The organism is Streptomyces sp. NPDC002573 (assembly GCF_042889625.1).
In the GTDB taxonomy this organism is placed as follows: domain Bacteria; phylum Actinomycetota; class Actinomycetes; order Streptomycetales; family Streptomycetaceae; genus Streptomyces; species Streptomyces gibsoniae.
The window spans coordinates 45241-61415 of record NZ_JBIARC010000040.1 but is presented as its reverse complement, the minus strand read 5'-3'; the positions used below and the strand labels follow the sequence as shown (position 1 = coordinate 61415).

Annotated in this window: 12 protein-coding genes; 5 read left to right on the top strand and 7 right to left on the bottom strand. The window is 72.2% G+C overall.

Annotated elements, in window-relative coordinates; all coding sequences use genetic code 11:
• Window positions 1-12: 12 nt before the first annotated feature.
• The 5 genes from ACFYX0_RS30820 to ACFYX0_RS30800 form a co-directional block, all read right to left on the bottom strand.
• Window positions 13-1260, bottom strand: a complete 1248-nt coding sequence (locus ACFYX0_RS30820; protein ID WP_388974932.1) for an ATP-grasp domain-containing protein — start codon at window positions 1258-1260, stop codon at window positions 13-15.
• A 57-nt stretch (window positions 1261-1317) separates the two neighbouring features.
• Window positions 1318-2076 (bottom strand): 4'-phosphopantetheinyl transferase family protein, encoded by a 759-nt coding sequence (locus ACFYX0_RS30815; RefSeq protein WP_388974929.1) that lies wholly within the window; start codon window positions 2074-2076, stop codon window positions 1318-1320.
• Window positions 2073-2822, bottom strand: a complete 750-nt coding sequence (locus tag ACFYX0_RS30810; protein ID WP_388974926.1) for a thioesterase II family protein — start codon at window positions 2820-2822, stop codon at window positions 2073-2075. Before ACFYX0_RS30810 ends, ACFYX0_RS30815 begins: the two co-directional genes overlap by 4 nt.
• 154 nt (window positions 2823-2976) lie before the next feature.
• Window positions 2977-4845: an ABC transporter ATP-binding protein gene (locus ACFYX0_RS30805; protein ID WP_388974923.1), complete on the bottom strand. Its 1869-nt coding sequence runs from the start codon at window positions 4843-4845 to the stop codon at window positions 2977-2979.
• Window positions 4842-6671, bottom strand: a complete 1830-nt coding sequence (locus ACFYX0_RS30800; protein WP_388974920.1) for an ABC transporter ATP-binding protein — start codon at window positions 6669-6671, stop codon at window positions 4842-4844. The genes ACFYX0_RS30805 and ACFYX0_RS30800 overlap by 4 nt, the downstream gene beginning before the upstream one ends.
• 207 nt (window positions 6672-6878) lie before the next feature.
• Between ACFYX0_RS30800 and ACFYX0_RS30795 the strand changes: the two genes are divergently transcribed.
• The 4 genes from ACFYX0_RS30795 to ACFYX0_RS30780 are packed head-to-tail and all read left to right on the top strand — an operon-like array spanning window position 6879 to window position 10519.
• On the top strand, window positions 6879-7799 hold the full coding sequence (locus ACFYX0_RS30795) for an ABC transporter ATP-binding protein (protein WP_388974918.1): 921 nt from the start codon (window positions 6879-6881) through the stop codon (window positions 7797-7799).
• Window positions 7796-8560, top strand: coding sequence for an ABC transporter permease (locus tag ACFYX0_RS30790; protein WP_388974915.1), 765 nt, complete (start codon window positions 7796-7798; stop codon window positions 8558-8560). The genes ACFYX0_RS30795 and ACFYX0_RS30790 overlap by 4 nt, the downstream gene beginning before the upstream one ends.
• A 29-nt stretch (window positions 8561-8589) precedes the next feature.
• On the top strand, window positions 8590-9894 hold the full coding sequence (locus tag ACFYX0_RS30785) for a sensor histidine kinase (RefSeq protein WP_388974913.1): 1305 nt from the start codon (window positions 8590-8592) through the stop codon (window positions 9892-9894).
• Entirely contained in the window at window positions 9884-10519 is a 636-nt protein-coding gene (locus tag ACFYX0_RS30780) for a response regulator (protein WP_388974910.1), read from the top strand. Before ACFYX0_RS30785 ends, ACFYX0_RS30780 begins: the two co-directional genes overlap by 11 nt.
• Here ACFYX0_RS30780 and ACFYX0_RS30775 read toward each other — a convergent pair.
• On the bottom strand, window positions 10464-11345 hold the full coding sequence (locus ACFYX0_RS30775; RefSeq protein WP_388974907.1) for a transposase: 882 nt from the start codon (window positions 11343-11345) through the stop codon (window positions 10464-10466). The two genes, ACFYX0_RS30780 and ACFYX0_RS30775, sit on opposite strands and share 56 nt — an antisense overlap.
• Before the next feature lie 134 nt (window positions 11346-11479).
• Here ACFYX0_RS30775 and ACFYX0_RS30770 point away from each other — a divergent pair, with 134 nt between their 5' ends.
• The gene (locus tag ACFYX0_RS30770) at window positions 11480-12958 is read left to right on the top strand and encodes a transposase (protein ID WP_388974904.1); all 1479 of its coding nucleotides are present in this window, start codon (window positions 11480-11482) and stop codon (window positions 12956-12958) included.
• Between the two features lie 698 nt (window positions 12959-13656).
• Here the strand turns inward: ACFYX0_RS30770 and glgX are convergent.
• Window positions 13657-15918 (bottom strand): glycogen debranching protein GlgX, encoded by a 2262-nt coding sequence (gene glgX / locus ACFYX0_RS30765; protein ID WP_388974901.1) that lies wholly within the window; start codon window positions 15916-15918, stop codon window positions 13657-13659.
• Window positions 15919-16175: the final 257 nt, after the last annotated feature.

The window sequence follows — 16175 nt, the reverse complement described above, 5'->3', positions numbered from 1 at the left end:
TCCCGGCCGTGCTCAGCCGGGCAGCGGCACGGTGTCCGCCACGACCTTCTGCTCGGCGACGTCCAGCGCGTGCCCCGTGGCCTTCTCGTCGTCGGCCACCGCGATCAGTGCCGCGAGCCGCGGGATCGGGTTCTTCGGCGGCAGCAGCAGCCGTGTCCCGGGCGGGGCCAGCACCGTGGCGTGGACGATGCCGGGCACGGCGGCCGCCTCCTGGAGATCGACGCCGCGCACCTCGCAGTCCTGCGCGGGATAGACGAAGCGGACCTCCGCCGTGCGGCCCGGCCCGCCGTCCGCGGCCTCGGAGAACCGGGGCGCCCGGCCCAGGGCGATCTCGGCGGCGGCCTTCACCAGGTCGATCCCGGTGGCCATCCGGCTGATCAGGGGGATCAGGTCCCCGCCGAGCCGTCCGTTCAGCTCGACCAGCCGGGGCCCGGCCGCGGTGAGCCGGACCTCGGCGTGCGTGACACCGAAGTCGACCCCGAGCACCTGGTGCGCGGCGCGCACCAGCTCGGACACCTCCGGATCCAGCGCCTCCGAGGTGAGGGCCGTCACCAGATGGCCCACCTCCTCGAAGTAGGGCGGGAACCCGAGCCGCTTGCGGGCCACGTGCACACAGCGGACCTCGCCCTCGAAGACAACGCTGTCGACACTGATCTCGGGGCCGTCCAGATACTCCTCGACGAGGATGCCCTCACCGGCCGGCAGCGTGGCGTACGCCGCCCCGGAGGCCAGCTCGAACGCGGTGCGGACCGCGGCCTTGTCCTCGGCCCTGACCACCCCGATGCTGCCCGCCAGGGAGCGCGGCTTCACCACGACCGGCCAGCCGAACCCCGCCGCCGCGCGCGCCGCCTCGTCCGCGGACCGCACCAGCCGGTGGCGCGGCGAGGGCAGCCCCTCCTCGGCCATCAGCGACCTCGTCAGGTACTTGTCCCGGCACCGGGCCACCGCGGTGGCCGACATATGCGGCAGCCCGAGCTTTCCGGCGGCCGCGGCGGTGGCCTCCAGGACCAGCTCGTCCCAGGTGAACACCGCGGCCCGCCCGTCCGGCCCGGCGAGTTCGGACACCGCGGCGGCGATCGCGCCCGGGTCCGTGCAGTCGACCACCCGGTGGTCCGTCAGATACCGGGACTGCCAGGTGGGGGGCGTCGGCAGGACCGCCGTCAGCTCGTAGTCCTCGACGAGCGCGCGGAAGGAGTACTCCCGATAGGGCTGCCCCCCGCTGCCCACGACCGTCAGCCGCGGCCTCGCCTGTCCCGTCACGGTGCGTCTCCCCTCGATGATGCCGGTGCGGTCGTGCCGGTGCGCCCGGGGAGCGACTCAGTGCACGGCGACGGTGCCGAGCAGCTCCCGGCCGTCTTCCCCTCGTACGTGATCGACACGGGTCCCACGATCCACCAAGAACGCGACGGACGCCATGGCCGCCGGGGAGAGTCGGGCCAGGGATGCCCCGGCCGGCCGCAACACCGTTCCGCCGTCCAGGAGTTCGGGACGTCCCGGATACACCGTCAGCCGGGCCGACCCGGACCGCTCGCTCACCCCGACGTCCGTGGGCGACACGCGCAGACCGTCCCCGGTGGCCTTGAGCACGGCCTCCTTGTACGTCCACCACCGCACGAGCATCCCGGCCCGCATCCCCTCCGGCGCCTCACGCAGCTCCGCCCGCTCCTCCGGCCGCAGTGCCCGTTCGAGGGCGGCCAGGCCCGCCGGGGGAGGGCCGCCGGCCGGGGTTTCGGCCGCGTCGAGACCGACCGCCGCACCCGTGCTCACCGCGACGGCGACAGCCTGCCCCGCGTACGACACCGACACATGCACCGGCCCCTCGATCCGGGGCCGTCCGTGCGGCACGGCGCAGTCCGGGCAGTCCCGCACCACCGGCACCTCCCGCGGCGCACACCCCAACTCCCGTGCGGCGGCCAGCCGCAGCAGGACGGCGGACACGGTGAAGCGACGGCGGTCCACCGCCCTGGCGTACCGCTCGCGTCGTACGGCCTCGGCGGGACCCAGCAGGGCGTCCAGCTCCGGCCGGTGGTCGCCGGCCCCGGCCCACCACACCCGGCAGGCCACGGCGCGGCTCATCCGACCCGCTGCGCGGCCGCGTCCACGGCGGTGCGCACATCCCGTACGACATGCGTGAGCAGGGGCTGCGGGTCCGCGCCGAAGTAGAAATGGCCCCCGTCGAACATCCGCATACCGAGAAACGCGGAGGACCGCCCGGTCCACGCGGCCAGCTGCTCCGGAGGCGGGGAGACGTCGTCGCGGCCGCCGAACACCGTCAGGGGCACGCGCAGCGGCGGGCCCGGCTCGGACCGCCAGGTCTCCACCAGCCGCAGATCGCACCGGATGAGCCGGCCGAATATCTCCCACAGGGCCGGGTTGTCCAGCAGTTGCGCGGGGGTGCCGCCCAGCTCGGCGATGCTCCTGCGCAGCCCCTCGTCGTCGAGCCTGTGCCGGTGCGCGGTGAGCGGCGTGCCGGGCGCCCGGCAGGCGGAGACGCCGAGCCATACCGGGGGTACGCGTCCCTCCGCGATCAGCCGGCGGGTCAGCTCGTAGGCGACGATGCCCCCCATGCTGTGCCCGAAGAAGGCGTAGGGGAGCTCCGGTTCGGGCGGGACCACGTCGAGGAAGTGCGCGAGGAGGTCGTCGAGGTCGTCGATCGGCTGATGCCTCATCTGGGTGCCGTGGCCGGGCGCGTCGAGCGCCCGCAGCTCCCAGCCCTCCGGGAGCAGCCGGCGCCAGGGGTGGAACAGAGCGCTCGACCCCCCGGCGTGGTGGAATCCGAACAGCCGGACCTCGGTGGTGGGACGGGTCACGATGCCGCTCAAGGGTGGTCCTTTCGTGCTCGCCGGTGATCCATCGCTGGCGGGTCGCTGCGCGTACTGCGAAACTACGTCAATCGTGCGCCGTGCGCGGTGAGTTACGTCACCACGAAGGTGCCCGCGCTCCGGCGCGAGGGCCCCGGCCCCCGGCCCGCCCCGGTCACGCCAGGCTGTCCCGCCAGGCCCGGTGCAGATCCGCGAACCGGCCCGTCCCCGCGATCAGTTCGGCGGGGCGGCCGTCCTCGACGATGCGTCCGTCCTCCATGACCAGGACCCGGTCCGCGATCTCCACCGTCGACAGCCGGTGCGCGATCACGACGGCCGTACGGCCCCGCAGCACCGTCTCCATGGCGCGCTGCACGGCCCGTTCGCCGGGGATGTCCAGGGAACTGGTGGCCTCGTCGAGGATCAGGACCGCCGGGTCCGCCAGCAGGGCGCGGGCGAACGCGACGAGCTGGCGCTGACCGGCGGAGATACGTCCGCCGCGCTTGCGTACATCGGTGTCGTAGCCGTCGGGCAGCGCGCTGATGAAGTCGTGCGCGCCGATCGCCTTCGCCGCCCGCTCGATCTCCTCGCGGGTCGCGTCCGGCCGGCCGATCGCGATGTTCTCGGCGACGGTGCCGGAGAACAGGAACGCCTCCTGGGTCACCATCACCACCCCGCGGCGCAGTTCGGGCAGCGCGAGGTCCCGCAGGTCCACGCCGTCCAGCAGGACCCGGCCGTCGGAGGGGTCGTAGAAGCGGGCGAGCAGCTTGGCAAGCGTCGACTTGCCGGCGCCCGTCGCGCCGACCACCGCGACCGTCTGCCCGGCGGGCAGCGTCAGCGAGAAGTGCGGCAGCACCTCCCCGCCCGTGCGGTACGCGAACCGCACGTCCTCGAACACGACCCGGCGGCCGGGCTGTTCGCCCGTGAGCGCCGGCAGCGGCACCGGCGCGGACGGTTCGGGCACCGACGGCGTCTGCGCCAGCAGGCCCGCGATCTTCTCCAGCGAGGCCGCCGCCGACTGATAGGCGTTGAGGAACATCCCGAGGCGGTCGATGGGGTCGTACAGGCGCCGCAGATAGAGGACCGCGGCCGCGAGCACGCCCAGCGCCAGTGAGCCGTCCGCCACCCGGGACGCGCCCCACAGCACGATTCCGGCCACCGCCGTGTTGGCCACCAGCCGGGAGCCGGTGACATAGCGGGCCATCTCCAGCAGCGCGTCGCCGTTGGTGTTCGCGTGCCGCGCGTTCAGGACGCGGAAGCCGGTGTCGTTGGTGGCCTCGCGGCGGAACGCGCGCACCGGCCGGATGCCGTTCATCGTCTCCGCGAACTTGACGATGACCGCGGCGATCGCGGTCGACCGGCGGCGGAAGATCCGCCCCGCCCGGCGCCGGTAGAGCCGCACCAGCCAGTACAGCGGCACCAGGGACACCACCGCCACCGCGCCCAGGCCGAGGTCCAGCCAGAGCAGCATCGCGGAGATGTAGACGAACGACAGGATGACCGTGACCAGTTCCTGAAGGCCCTCGCTGAGCAGTTCCCGCAGCGACTCCACATCCGTCGTGGACCGGGAGATCAGCCGGCCGGAGGTGTAGCGCTCGTGGAAGTCGACGCTCAGTGCCTGCGCATGGCGGAAGATCCGGCCGCGCAGATCGAGCAGCACGTCCTGGTTGACGCGGGCGGAGGCGACGATGAACGCGTACTGGAGCCCGCCGCCGGCCAGGGCGGACAGCAGATAGCCGACCGCCACCGCGATCAGCGGACCGTGGTCGCCGTCCCGGAACGCGGGCACGGCCCGGTCGATGGCGTACGCCACCAGCAGCGGGCCCACCTGCACGGCCGCCTGCTGGAGCAGGAGCAGCACGCAGGTCACCACGGTCCGGGCCCGCAGCGGGGCGAGCAGGGAGCGCAGCAGTGCGGCCGTGGCGCCCGGGGGCGTGGGCAGGGTGTCACGGTCGAACGGGTCGTCGGAGGCCGCGGAGGGCGGGGCGGAGGGCCCCTGCCGCTCGTCCTCCTCGTTCGGCGCGGTGGTCGTCTGCGCCGTCATCGGGCCTCCTCGCGGTCCTCGCCGTGCTCGGGGCGTCCGGACATCAGATGGGCGTACTCGGCGTTCGTGCGCAGCAGTTCCTGGTGGGTGCCCACGGCGGCGATCCGGCCGCCGGAGAGCAGGGCGACGCGGTCGGCCAGCAGGACCGTGGACGGGCGGTGCGCGACGACCAGGGCGGTGGTGCCGTCCAGCACCCGGCGCAGCGCCGCCTCGACCGCGGCCTCGGTGTGCACGTCCAGGGCGGAGAGCGGGTCGTCGAGGACCAGGAAGCGGGGGGTGCCGACGACGGCACGGGCCAGCGCGAGGCGCTGCCGCTGGCCGCCGGACAGGCTGAGGCCCTGCTCGCCGACCTGGGTCCGGGTGCCCTGGGGCAGGGCGTGGGCGAAGTCGGCCTGCGCGACGCCGAGGGCACGCTCCAGTTCCCGGTCCCCGGCGGTGTCCGGGGCACCCATCAGAACGTTGTCGGCGACGGTCGCGGAGAAGAGGGTGGGCTCCTCGAAGGCGACGGCCACCCGGGTCCGCAGCTCCGCGCGGGACAGGGCCGTGATGTCCTCGCCGTCCAGTGTGATCCGGCCCGACGTCACCTCGTGCAGCCGGGGGATGAGCGCGGTCAGCGTGGTCTTGCCGCTGCCGGTGGCGCCCACGAGGGCCATGGTCTCGCCGGGGCGGATGTGGAGGTCGATGCCGTCGAGGACGGCGGCGGAACCGGCGGGCGCGTCGGGGTAGCGGAAGCGGACGCCGTCGAAGCGCAGTCCGTCCGTGGCCGCGGACGGCCGGACCGCCCGGGCACCGAGGGACTCCGCGGCCACGTCGGCCGTGTCGGCGGTGTCGTTCTCGGGTCGTTCGTCCATCACCTCGAAGTACCGCTCCGTGGCCGTGGCCGCCTCCTGGCTCATCGCCAGCAGGAAGCCGATCGAGTCCACCGGCCAGCGCAGTGCCAGCGCCGTCGACAGGAAGGCCACCAGCGTGCCGGCGGACAGGGCGCCGTCGGCCACCCGTACCGTCCCGAGCACCAACGCCACCCCGATGGCCAGCTCCGGCAGGGTGACGATGACCGTCCAGATCCACGCGAGCAGCCGCGCCTTCTCCAGCTCCGTCCCGCGCAGGGTGCGCGACAGCTCCCGGAACGCCCGGGCCTGGCTGCGGTGGCGGCCGAACCCCTTGACGATCCGGATGCCGAGCACGCTCTCCTCGACCACGGTCGTCAGATCGCCCACCTGGTCCTGCGCCCGCCTCGCCACCTCCGCGTAACGCCGCTCGAAGACCCAGCACATGATCACCACCGGGATGCCCGGCCCCAGGACGACCAGCCCGAGAACCGCGTCCTGGGAGACCATGATGATCACGCCCACCAGGATGGTCACCCCGTTGACCAGCAGGAACGTCAGCGGGAAGGCGAGGAACTGACGCAGCAGCATCAGATCCGTGGTGCCCCGCGACAGCAGCTGTCCCGAGGCCCAGCGGTCGTGGAAGGCGACCGGAAGGCGTTGCAGATGCCCGTACAGATCCGCCCGCATGTCGGCCTCGACGCGGGACAGCGGGCGGGCCACCAGCCACCGCCGTATCCCGAACAGCACGGCCTCGGCGATCCCGAGCAGCAGCAGACACAGCGCACCGAGCCACACACCGGCCGGATCCCGGTCGGCCACGGGCCCGTCCACCATCCACTTCAGGACGAGCGGGATCACCAGGCCGACGCACGACGCGACGATCGCGACGAACGCGGCGGTCAGCAGCCGCGCCCGCACCGGCCGTACATAGGGCCACAGGCGCAGCAGCGTGCGGACAGCCGAACGGTCCTTGGGTGTCACAGGTTGAGTGGGCATCAGTGTGAGCGTACGGACCGGCACTGACGGTGCCCACCGAGTTTTGGCCCGACCCGGATCCGCCGGTGGTCCTACGACCTGCGCGTTCGAGGGGCCGTACGGACGTACCCGGCCCGGGGCCGTACCCCGCCGTCAACCGATCGGCCGATGCCGCTTCGAGCGCGACGGCCGATGTGCCGGGGGCCGCCCGTCCGCGACCCTCGATCCATGACACCCACGTCCTCGCACCCCGTCATCGAAGTCAGCGGACTGCGCAAGTCCTACTGCGGCCGGGCCGCCGTCGACGGTGTCTCCTTCTCCGTCGAGGAGGGCGAGATCTTCGGCATCCTCGGACCCAACGGCGCCGGGAAGACCACGACCGTCGAGTGCGTCGAAGGCCTGCGGGTCCCCGACGCGGGCCGGGTCCGGGTCACCGGGCTCGACCCCGTCGCGGACCACGAGCAGGTCTCCCGCGTCCTCGGCGCCCAGCTCCAGCAGAGCGAACTGCAGGCCAAGCTCACCGTGCGGGAGGCGCTTCAGCTGTACGCGTCCTTCTGCCCCCGCCCCGCCGACTGGCGCCCGCTGTCCGAACGGCTCGGCCTGACCGACAAGCTCACCAGCCGTTTCGGCAAGCTGAGCGGCGGCCAGAAACAGCGCCTGTTCATCGCCCTCGCCCTCGTCGGCAACCCCCGCGTGGTCGTCCTCGACGAGCTGACCACCGGACTCGACCCCCGGGCTCGGCGCGACACCTGGCAGCTCATCGAGGAGGTACGGGCGGGCGGCGTCACCGTCCTGCTCGTCACGCACTTCATGGAGGAGGCGCAGCGGCTCTGCGACCGCATCGCGGTCATCGACAAGGGGCAAGTCGCCGCCCTGGACACCCCCGCGGGGCTGATCCGCCGCACCGCCGGCTCCACGGTCATCGGCTTCACCCCGTCCGCGCCCCTGGACGAGCACGAGGTGCAGGCGCTGCCCGGGCTCGCGTCCGTCGCGTACAAGGACGGCCGGATCACCCTCACCGGCACCGACGAGACCGTGAACGCGGTCATCTCCCTGCTCGCCCGGCACCACATCACCGCCCATCAACTCCGCGTCACCGACGCCACGCTGGACGACGCGTTCCTGGACCTGACGGAGGCATCGGCATGAGCACCGCGACCCTCAGCACCCCCCGCCCCCGGGCGGCCGTCCTGCGCACCGAGGTGCGGCTCTTCCGCCGTGAACCCGGCAGCATCTTCTGGATCCTGCTGTTCCCCACCCTGCTGCTGGTGATCCTCGGCTCGATCCCGAGCTTCCGCAGGAGCCAGACGTCGCTCGGCGGGCTGCGGCTCATCGACACCTACGTCCCTGTCGTCATCCTGGTCGCCATGATCACGGCCGGGGTGCAGGTCATGCCGCAGGTCCTCACCGGCTACCGCGAGCGCGGCATCCTGCGCCGGATGTCCACCACCCCGGTACGGCCCTCCGCGCTGCTGTCCGCGCAGATGGTGGTGCACGGCCTGGCCGCCCTCGTCGCCATGCTGCTCGCGCTCGCGGTCGGCCGGCTCGCCCTCGACGTCCGCCTGCCGCGGCAGCCCGGTGGCTACCTGCTCGCCCTGCTGCTCGCGATCCTCGCCGCCCTCGCCCTGGGTTCGGTGGTCTCGGCCGTCTCCCGTACGACGAAGATCGCGGGTGCGGTCGGATCCGCCGTGTACTTCCCGATGATGTTCTGCGCGGGGGTGTGGGTGCCGGTGCAGTCCATGCCGCACACGATGGGCCGCATCGTCGAGCTGACCCCGTTCGGCGCGGCCGCCCGGGCGCTCGGGCAGGCGGCCGCCGGGGACTGGCCCGGCTGGAGCCATCTGGGCGTCCTCGCCGCGTGGACGGTGCTGCTGTCGGCCGCGGCGTCGCGGTGGTTCCGCTGGGAATGAGGCCGGACCTCGCTGTGCAGACTGGCCGTATGACAGCCGAGACCGACAAGGCGCCCGGCATCGAGGCCGGCGCGTGGACGGCCGGGGGCTCGGCCGCGGTGGAGGAACGCTGGGCCGCCTTCCACCGCTGGGGCCCCTACATCCTCCTCTCCATCAGCGCCGTCGCCGCGGCAGGCTCCGCGGACATGGAGAGCATGACCACCGGTGAGCGGTACGCGGCAGCGGCGCTGACGGTCGCGGGCTTCGCCCTTCAACTGGTCTGGGGCAGGGTGGCCCGCGACCGTCCGGGCCCGTCCACGGCCGCGGCCGTGTACTACGCCGTCCGCTGGACGCTCGCCTACGTCCTCAGCTGGCTCAACCCGTTCTTCGCCTTCTACGCCGTCATCGGCTACTACGGCGCCAACCGGCTGCTGCCCCGCCGCTATGTGAAGGCCGGTCTCTTCGCCACCGCCGTCACGATCTCCGGCTGCCAGATCGGCGGCATGCCACCGCACGGACTGCTCCTGTGGCTGGCCTTCGGCGTGGTGCTGGGCGTCAACGTCGGGCTGGTCGGCCTCCTGTCCCGGCTCGCCGCGCAGGAGGACGAACGCTCCCGCGCCCAGGCCGCCACCATCGCCGAGCTCGAACGCACCAACGCGGCCCTGCAGCAGGCCCTCGACGAGAACGCGGCCCTGCACGCCCAACTCCTCGTCCAGGCCCGGGAGGCCGGGGTGGCCGACGAGCGCCGGCGCCTGGCCGCCGAGATCCACGACACCATCGCGCAGGGCCTGACCGGGATCATCGCCCAGCTCCAGGTGGTCGCGAACGCCCCGGACCTGGCGGTGGCCCGCACCCATCTCGAACGGGCCGCCGCCCTCGCCCGGCACAGCCTCGGCGAGGCCCGCCGCTCCGTGCACAACCTCGCCCCCGTCGACCTGGAGCACGCCGGGCTGCCCGAGGCGCTGAAGAAGACGGTCGCGGACTGGGCCGAACGGACGGGTGTGGGCGCGCAGTTCACCGTCACGGGCACGGCGGAGCAGCTCCACGACGAGGTGTCCGCCACGCTGCTGCGCATCGCGCAGAAGGCCCTCTCCAACGCCGCTCGGCACGCCTTCGCCACCCGTGTCGGCGTGACCCTCAGCTTCATGGGCGACGAGGTGAGCCTCGACATCCGCGACGACGGCCGCGGCTTCGACCCGCTCCGCCTCGCCGAACGCACCGGCACCGGAGGGTTCGGCCTGGCCGGCATGCGGGCCCGCGCCGAACGCATCGCTGGCTCCCTGACCGTCGAGTCGGAGCCCGGGCAGGGCGCGGCGGTCTCGGCTCGCGTACCTTTGGTGCGCCATGAGCGATGACGCGAGCGTCTCCCTGCTGATCGTCGACGACCACCCCGTCGTTCGGGACGGGCTGCGCGGCATGTTCGACAACGCCCCCGGGTTCCGCGTCCTCGGCGAGGCGTCGAACGGCGTGGAGGCGGTGGCCCTGGCGGGCCGGCTCGACCCGGACGTGATCCTGATGGACCTGCGCATGCCGGGCGGCACCGGAGTGCAGGCCATCACGGAACTGACCCGCCGGGGCGCCCGCGCGAAGATCCTCGTCCTGACGACGTACGACACGGACTCCGACACCCTGCCCGCGATCGAGGCGGGCGCGACGGGCTATCTGCTGAAGGACGCCCCGCGCGACGATCTGTTCACCGCCGTACGGGCCGCGGCCGAAGGCCGCACGGTCCTGTCCCCGGCGGTCGCCTCCCGTCTGGTCTCGGCGGTCCGCGCCCCCGGCAACGAGCCGCTCTCCGCCCGCGAACGCGAAGTGCTGGCCCTGGTCGCCAAGGGCACCTCCAACCGCGAGATCGCCCGCGTCCTGTTCATCAGCGAGGCCACGGTCAAGACCCACCTCAGCCACCTGTACGCCAAGCTGGGCGTCAAGGATCGCGCGGCGGCGGTCGCGGTGGCCTACGACCGGGGAATCCTCGGCTAAGAGCCATCACGTAATGCGGGCCCGGGCGTGCCTCACCTCTGTGAATGGCGCGCCTACCGGATGTCGATCTTGAGGTTGTGGAGTGCGGCGACGCCGGCGACGGCGTGGTTAACCGCGTCGCCGCGCGCCTGCATTGGCGGAGGATCTGGTGGTCTTTGAGCCGGGCGATGGTGTGTTCGGCGACAGCCCGGCGTTTGCGGAACCGGCGGTAGTTGCGGTCTTTGATGATGCGGCCGTCCGGCCCGCGGCGTGGTGTTCGGATGCGGTCGCTCCCGCGGTAGCCGCCGTCGCCGGACAGCCGGGGATGGTCGGGCAGTGTTCTACCGAGGGTTTCGCGGAAGACGATGACGTCGTTGCGGTTGCCCGGCCAGGCGTCCCCAACCGCGACGACGCGGCGGTCGCGTGCCCGGCAGACGATCTGCACGTTGACGCTGCGTCGGTAGTTCTTGCTCTTCGCGGAGCGCCTTTGGTCGTGGACGGGGATGAGTGTGCCGTCGACGACCCACAACCCCCGCCTGTCAGCAGGTGGCGGTCCCAGAAGCTGTGCGAGCGGTCCGGCGAGCCGGTTGATGACCCGGTGGGCGGCGGCGTGGGAAATGCCGAACAGTGAGCCGAGCTGCTGCATGGTGAGGTTGGTCCGATAGGCGAGAACCACCAGCAGGACACGGTCGGTGAACAGCAGTGCCCAGGGCCGGCCCCGGCCGGCGTCCGGTGCAAGTTCCCACAGCTGCCCGACGAGGTGCTGCATCTGCGGCCCACTCAAACCGGTCCAGGCACGAAGGTCGGCCGATGTGGAGTGGGCAAGACGCAGGCGCATGAAGACCATCGTAGAGACCGAAGTCCTGCCGCAGCACAGGGCGTTGTCAGTGGGCTCTTGTAGCTTTGGTGTTGGTTGCCGCGCTGGTCGAACCGAGGACAGGTGACTGCGTCCGGCATGAGCCGAAGAAGGAGGTGGGAGCATTGGTCACACCAGTGCGTGACGCCGCGCCCACCTCCGAGGTTGCTGCTCGCCGCTACCGGAGGAAGAACAAGAAGAAGCGCTGGACGCGGGACGCGGACACTGAGCTTGCGGTGATCCGCCTGCCGCTCGACCTCCACGACCCCGCCACCAGGCACCGGACCGAGGATCTGTTCTCGGCGATGTGGTCCGTCAAACGGGCGCTGCAGCGCGACGCTCGCGACGCCGTCGATGCGTACTGGGCCGGAGATGTCCGCCGCGAGACGGACGCGAAAGCCAGGCGTTGGGAGCTCGGATTGTCCCGGGAAGGCATGGAACGCCGCGCCTACCGGCACATGGAAAACTCGAAGCATCTCGCGCATCACGTCACCAAAGCACTGGTGATGCACCAGGCCGACGAGGTGTTCGAAACCTCGATCAGTCGGCATCTGTTCCCCGATGCTTCCGGCCGCCGGCACGGCCGGCCGAAGACCGGCCGGTGGTGGGACTACACCCGCATCCCCGGCCGTGCCCGCTCCCACACCACCGACCGCAAGTGGGAGACCTTCCGCCTTCACGGCACACTCGCCGGGCACCTGGACACCTACCGCCACCGCAGCATGGACCGCCAAGTCCTCACCCCCGAGCAGGCTGCCGCGCTTCCCGCAGGAACCGCAGTGCTCGCACAGCCGCGGCACCTGCCCACCCCCGCGCGCCCTGAAGGACGCATCGCGACAGGCGAGGCCACGGCGAAGAACACACCGAAGACGCGGGCCGCGACGTGGTGGGACCACACCGGACCTTTGGCAGTCGTGTTCACCGGCGGCGCGGATTCGAGCCGCGGCGATCTGGTCCTGCCCGTTCGCCTGCCCTCGGGTTCCGGGCGGTGGCCCTACCTGCTGCACTTCCTGAACAGCCCGGACACCTGGCACAAGATCGACCTCGTGCGCCGCCGGGACAGCTGCGCACCCGGCGGGTGGGCGTACGAAGCGCACCTGATGGTCCTGACCGGCGGTTACGCATCCCCCGCCACGAAGGCCCGGCGCACGGCGGCGGCCGCACTTCAGCGGGTCGCAGGGATCGACGGCAACGTCTCCAACCTGTCCGTCGTCTCCTTCCCGGACACCTTCGACCCCGCCGACGGAGACATCGAAGCAACCCGCATCGAACCCAGCGACGCGGAGCTCGCCGCACTGGCGAAAGCCCGCCGTAAGGACCGCGGCCGCAAACGTGCCCTCGACCGCTCCCGCAGAGCCTCCAACCCCGGGCAGTACGGGCCGTCGAAACGGCAGCAGGCCCGCGCCGAACGCCGTCAGGCCGCTGGCCTGCCCGCGCGGGACGTCGCAGTGCCCGGCGGGGCGAGGGCAGCGAACAAGGGCGGGGTGCCCAAGCAGGCCTACCGGCGCGACAGCCTGTCGACCGGCTACCAGTTCAACCGGGCCCGCCTCGCCGAGCCGCCGCCACCGCCGCGACGGCCAAAGACCACCGCGCCCGGCGAATAGCCGAGGAGATCATCAGCGGCCACGGCACCAACCTCGTCGTTGAGGACTGCGACATCCGCACCTGGTACCGCAGGTGGGGCAAAGCACTGCAAGCCACCACACCCGGCAGGCTCATCACCGCCATCTCCCGCGAGTGCGAAAAGACCGGCGGACGGATGCTGCGGGCTTCCACCTTCACCACCAAACTGTCCCAAACCTGCTTCTGCGGCGAGACGGTCACCAAAACCCTCGCCGACCGAATCCACGCCTGCACCGCCTGCGGGCTCGTCGGAGACCGGGACAAGGTCTCCGCAGCCCTGGCTGCACACGTCCATTTGGAAGACTCGGACGACCCCAGCACTGCGGGCCTGGACAAAGTCCAGGCCCGCCACACACAGATCTTGTTCCATGAAGGGCTGCAAGAAGCCCTGTCGAGTCAACCGCAGCGCGGTGCCCGCCCCACCCGGGGCCGCACCCACGCGGCAGCCCACACGCCGGATATATCCGGCCGCGGGCCTCTGCTCGACAAAACACCACCACCCGGTACCGGACCTACCCCGAATGAGACCCGACCCGCAACTAAGCGGCACAAGGCCCACGTCGGAACAGCCGGCCGTACGGAGCAAGCACGCCACCCCGGCCTGCTGGCCCCGCACGGACATTGGGTGGGCATCACCTCATTACGTGATGACTCTTAGTGCTGCGACAGCACCAGCCCCTCACTCCACCACCCGCAGCAGCAGCACCGTCCGCGCGGGCACCGTCACGGTCGCGCCCGCCCGGTGCGGTGTCCCCGGCGGACGCGACTGCTCCTCCCGGGAGGTGTCCACCACCAGTTCGTAGCGTCGTGCCCAGGGTCCTTGCGGCAGCACGAAGTCCACCGGCCCCTCCCCGGCGTGCAGCACCGCGAGGAAGCTGTCGTCCACCACCGGCGCCCCCCGCGCGTCACGGCCCGGTATGTCGCGGCCCGAGAGATACATGCCGAGGGTCGATGCGGGCGCGTACCAGTCGCCCTCCGTCATCTCCTGCCCGTGCGCCGTGAACCACGCCAGGTCCCGCAGGCCGTCCGCCGAATGGGCCCGCCCGGAGAAGAACGCCCGGCGGCGCAGCACCGGGTGGCGGTGGCGCAGCGCGATCAGCCGGGAGGTCAGCTCGAACAGCTCCCGCCAGCCCGGGTCATCGAGCAGGCTCCAGTCCACCCAGCCGGTCTCGTTGTCCTGGCAGTAGGCGTTGTTGTTGCCGCGCTGGGTGCGGCCCATCTCGTCGCCCGCCACCAGCATCGGCACCCCCGTCGACAGCAGCAGGGTGGTCAGCAGGTTCCGCAGCTGCCGCCGGCGCAGCGCCCGTACCCCCGCGTCGTCCGTGTCCCCCTCCGCGCCGCAGTTCCAGGAGCGGTTGTCGTCGGAGCCGTCGCGATTGCCCTCGCCGTTGGCCTCGTTGTGCTTGCGCTCGTAGGAGACCAGGTCGCGGAGCGTGAAACCGTCGTGCGCCGTCACGAAGTTGACCGACGCGTACGGACGGCGGCCTCCCCACGCGTACAGATCGCTGGAGCCCGACAGGCGGTACCCGAGGTCGCGTACGTCCGGCAGCGCGCCCCGCCAGAAGTCCCGTACGGCATTGCGGTAGCGGTCGTTCCACTCCGTCCACAGCGGTGGGAACGCGCCGACCTGGTAGCCGCCCGAGCCGACGTCCCAGGGCTCCGCGATCAGCTTCACCCGGCGCAGCACCGGGTCCTGGGCGATCACGGCCAGAAACGGGGAGAGCATGTCGACGTCGTGCATCGACCGCGCGAGCGCCGCCGCCAGATCGAAACGGAAGCCGTCCACCCCCATCTCCGTGACCCAGTACCGCAGGGAGTCGGTGATCAGCCGCAGTACCTGCGGCTGCACCACGTGCAGGGTGTTGCCGCAGCCGGTGTAGTCCGCGTACCCGCGTCCGTCGGACCGCAGACGGTAGTAGCCGCGGTTGTCGATGCCCTTCAGCGACAGCGTCGGGCCCAGTTCGCCCGCCTCCGCCGTGTGGTTGTAGACCACGTCGAGGATCACCTCGATCCCGGCCGCGTGCAGCGCCCGCACCATCCGCTTGAACTCCCCGACCTGCTGGCCGGTCGTGCCCGTGGAGGCGTAGGCCGCGTGCGGGGCGAAGTAGCCGATCGAGTTGTAGCCCCAGTAGTTGCGCAGGCCCCGCCGCAGCAGATGGTCCTCGTGCGCGAACTGGTGCACGGGCAGCAGCTCCACGGCCGTCACCCCGAGCCGCACCAGATGGTCGACCGCCGCGGGGTGCGCCAGGCCCGCGTAGGTGCCGCGCAGTTCCGGGGGGATGCCGGGGTGCAGCCGGGTGAAGCCGCGGACATGCAGCTCGTAGATCACCGAGTCCGCCCACGGGGTCTTCGGACGGTGGTCGTCCGACCAGTCGTCGTCATCGTGCACGACGACGCCCTTGGGTACGTACGGCGCCGAGTCCCGTTCGTCGCGCACGGTGTCCGCGACCCGCTGGTCGGGCCAGTCCCGCACATGCCCGTACACCTCCGGCGGCAGACCGAAGTCCCCGTCCACGGCACGCGCGTACGGGTCGAGAAGGAGCTTCGCCGGGTTCCAGCGCGCGCCCGTCCAGGGGTCCCAGCGGCCGTGCACCCGGTAGCCGTACCGCTGTCCGGGCATCACGCCCGGCACGAACCCGTGCCAGATCTCGTGCGTCAGCTCCGTGAGCGCGACCCGGGTCTCGCGGCTCTCGGCACCCCGCCCGTCGAACAGGCACAGCTCGACCGCCTCGGCGCCGCCCGCCCACAGCGCGAAGTTGGTGCCCACGGCCCCGTCCGGGCCCGCGCGAAAGCGCGCCCCGAGCGGGGTGGGCGCACCCGGCCACACGGGCACGGCCGGCACCGGGCGGCGCCTGCCGTTGAGCACGGCGGCCGGGCGCGCGGACCGTCCCTCGTCCGCCCGCTCCCTCTCCACTGCCTCCTGCTCGGCTGCGCTCGACACCGTTCAGCCTCCCGCGGCTCGTCGGGGCGACACGGAAAAGGGCGTGCGGCATCCGCCCTTCCGGCCTGCCCGGCTCCGGGGCGCCTGGGCCGGTGCAGGGGACCGGCCGTGCGGGCCGCAAGGGCCCGCGCACACCGATCGCCCGGCACGGGCGCGCCCTTGCGGCTCAGGGGCGCGGCTTCCCGTCGCGTCGTCCTCCCCACTGTTCTGCCCAGAGCGTGGCTCGCACTCACGTTTCCCCAGGAGGGCCTGGGTCG

Bases quoted from the DNA above. Each gene is read 5' to 3' on its own strand.
- ACFYX0_RS30790 (WP_388974915.1), top strand. From the start codon at position 7,796: ATGAGCACCGCGACCCTCAGCACCCCCCGCCCCCGGGCGGCCGTCCTG.
- ACFYX0_RS30780 (WP_388974910.1), top strand. From the start codon at position 9,884: ATGAGCGATGACGCGAGCGTCTCCCTGCTGATCGTCGACGACCACCCC.
- ACFYX0_RS30805 (WP_388974923.1), bottom strand. From the start codon at position 4,845: ATGACGGCGCAGACGACCACCGCGCCGAACGAGGAGGACGAGCGGCAG.
- ACFYX0_RS30785 (WP_388974913.1), top strand. From the start codon at position 8,590: ATGACAGCCGAGACCGACAAGGCGCCCGGCATCGAGGCCGGCGCGTGG.
- ACFYX0_RS30800 (WP_388974920.1), bottom strand. From the start codon at position 6,671: ATGCCCACTCAACCTGTGACACCCAAGGACCGTTCGGCTGTCCGCACG.
- ACFYX0_RS30815 (WP_388974929.1), bottom strand. From the start codon at position 2,076: ATGAGCCGCGCCGTGGCCTGCCGGGTGTGGTGGGCCGGGGCCGGCGAC.
- ACFYX0_RS30795 (WP_388974918.1), top strand. From the start codon at position 6,879: ATGACACCCACGTCCTCGCACCCCGTCATCGAAGTCAGCGGACTGCGC.
- ACFYX0_RS30775 (WP_388974907.1), bottom strand. From the start codon at position 11,345: ATGGTCTTCATGCGCCTGCGTCTTGCCCACTCCACATCGGCCGACCTT.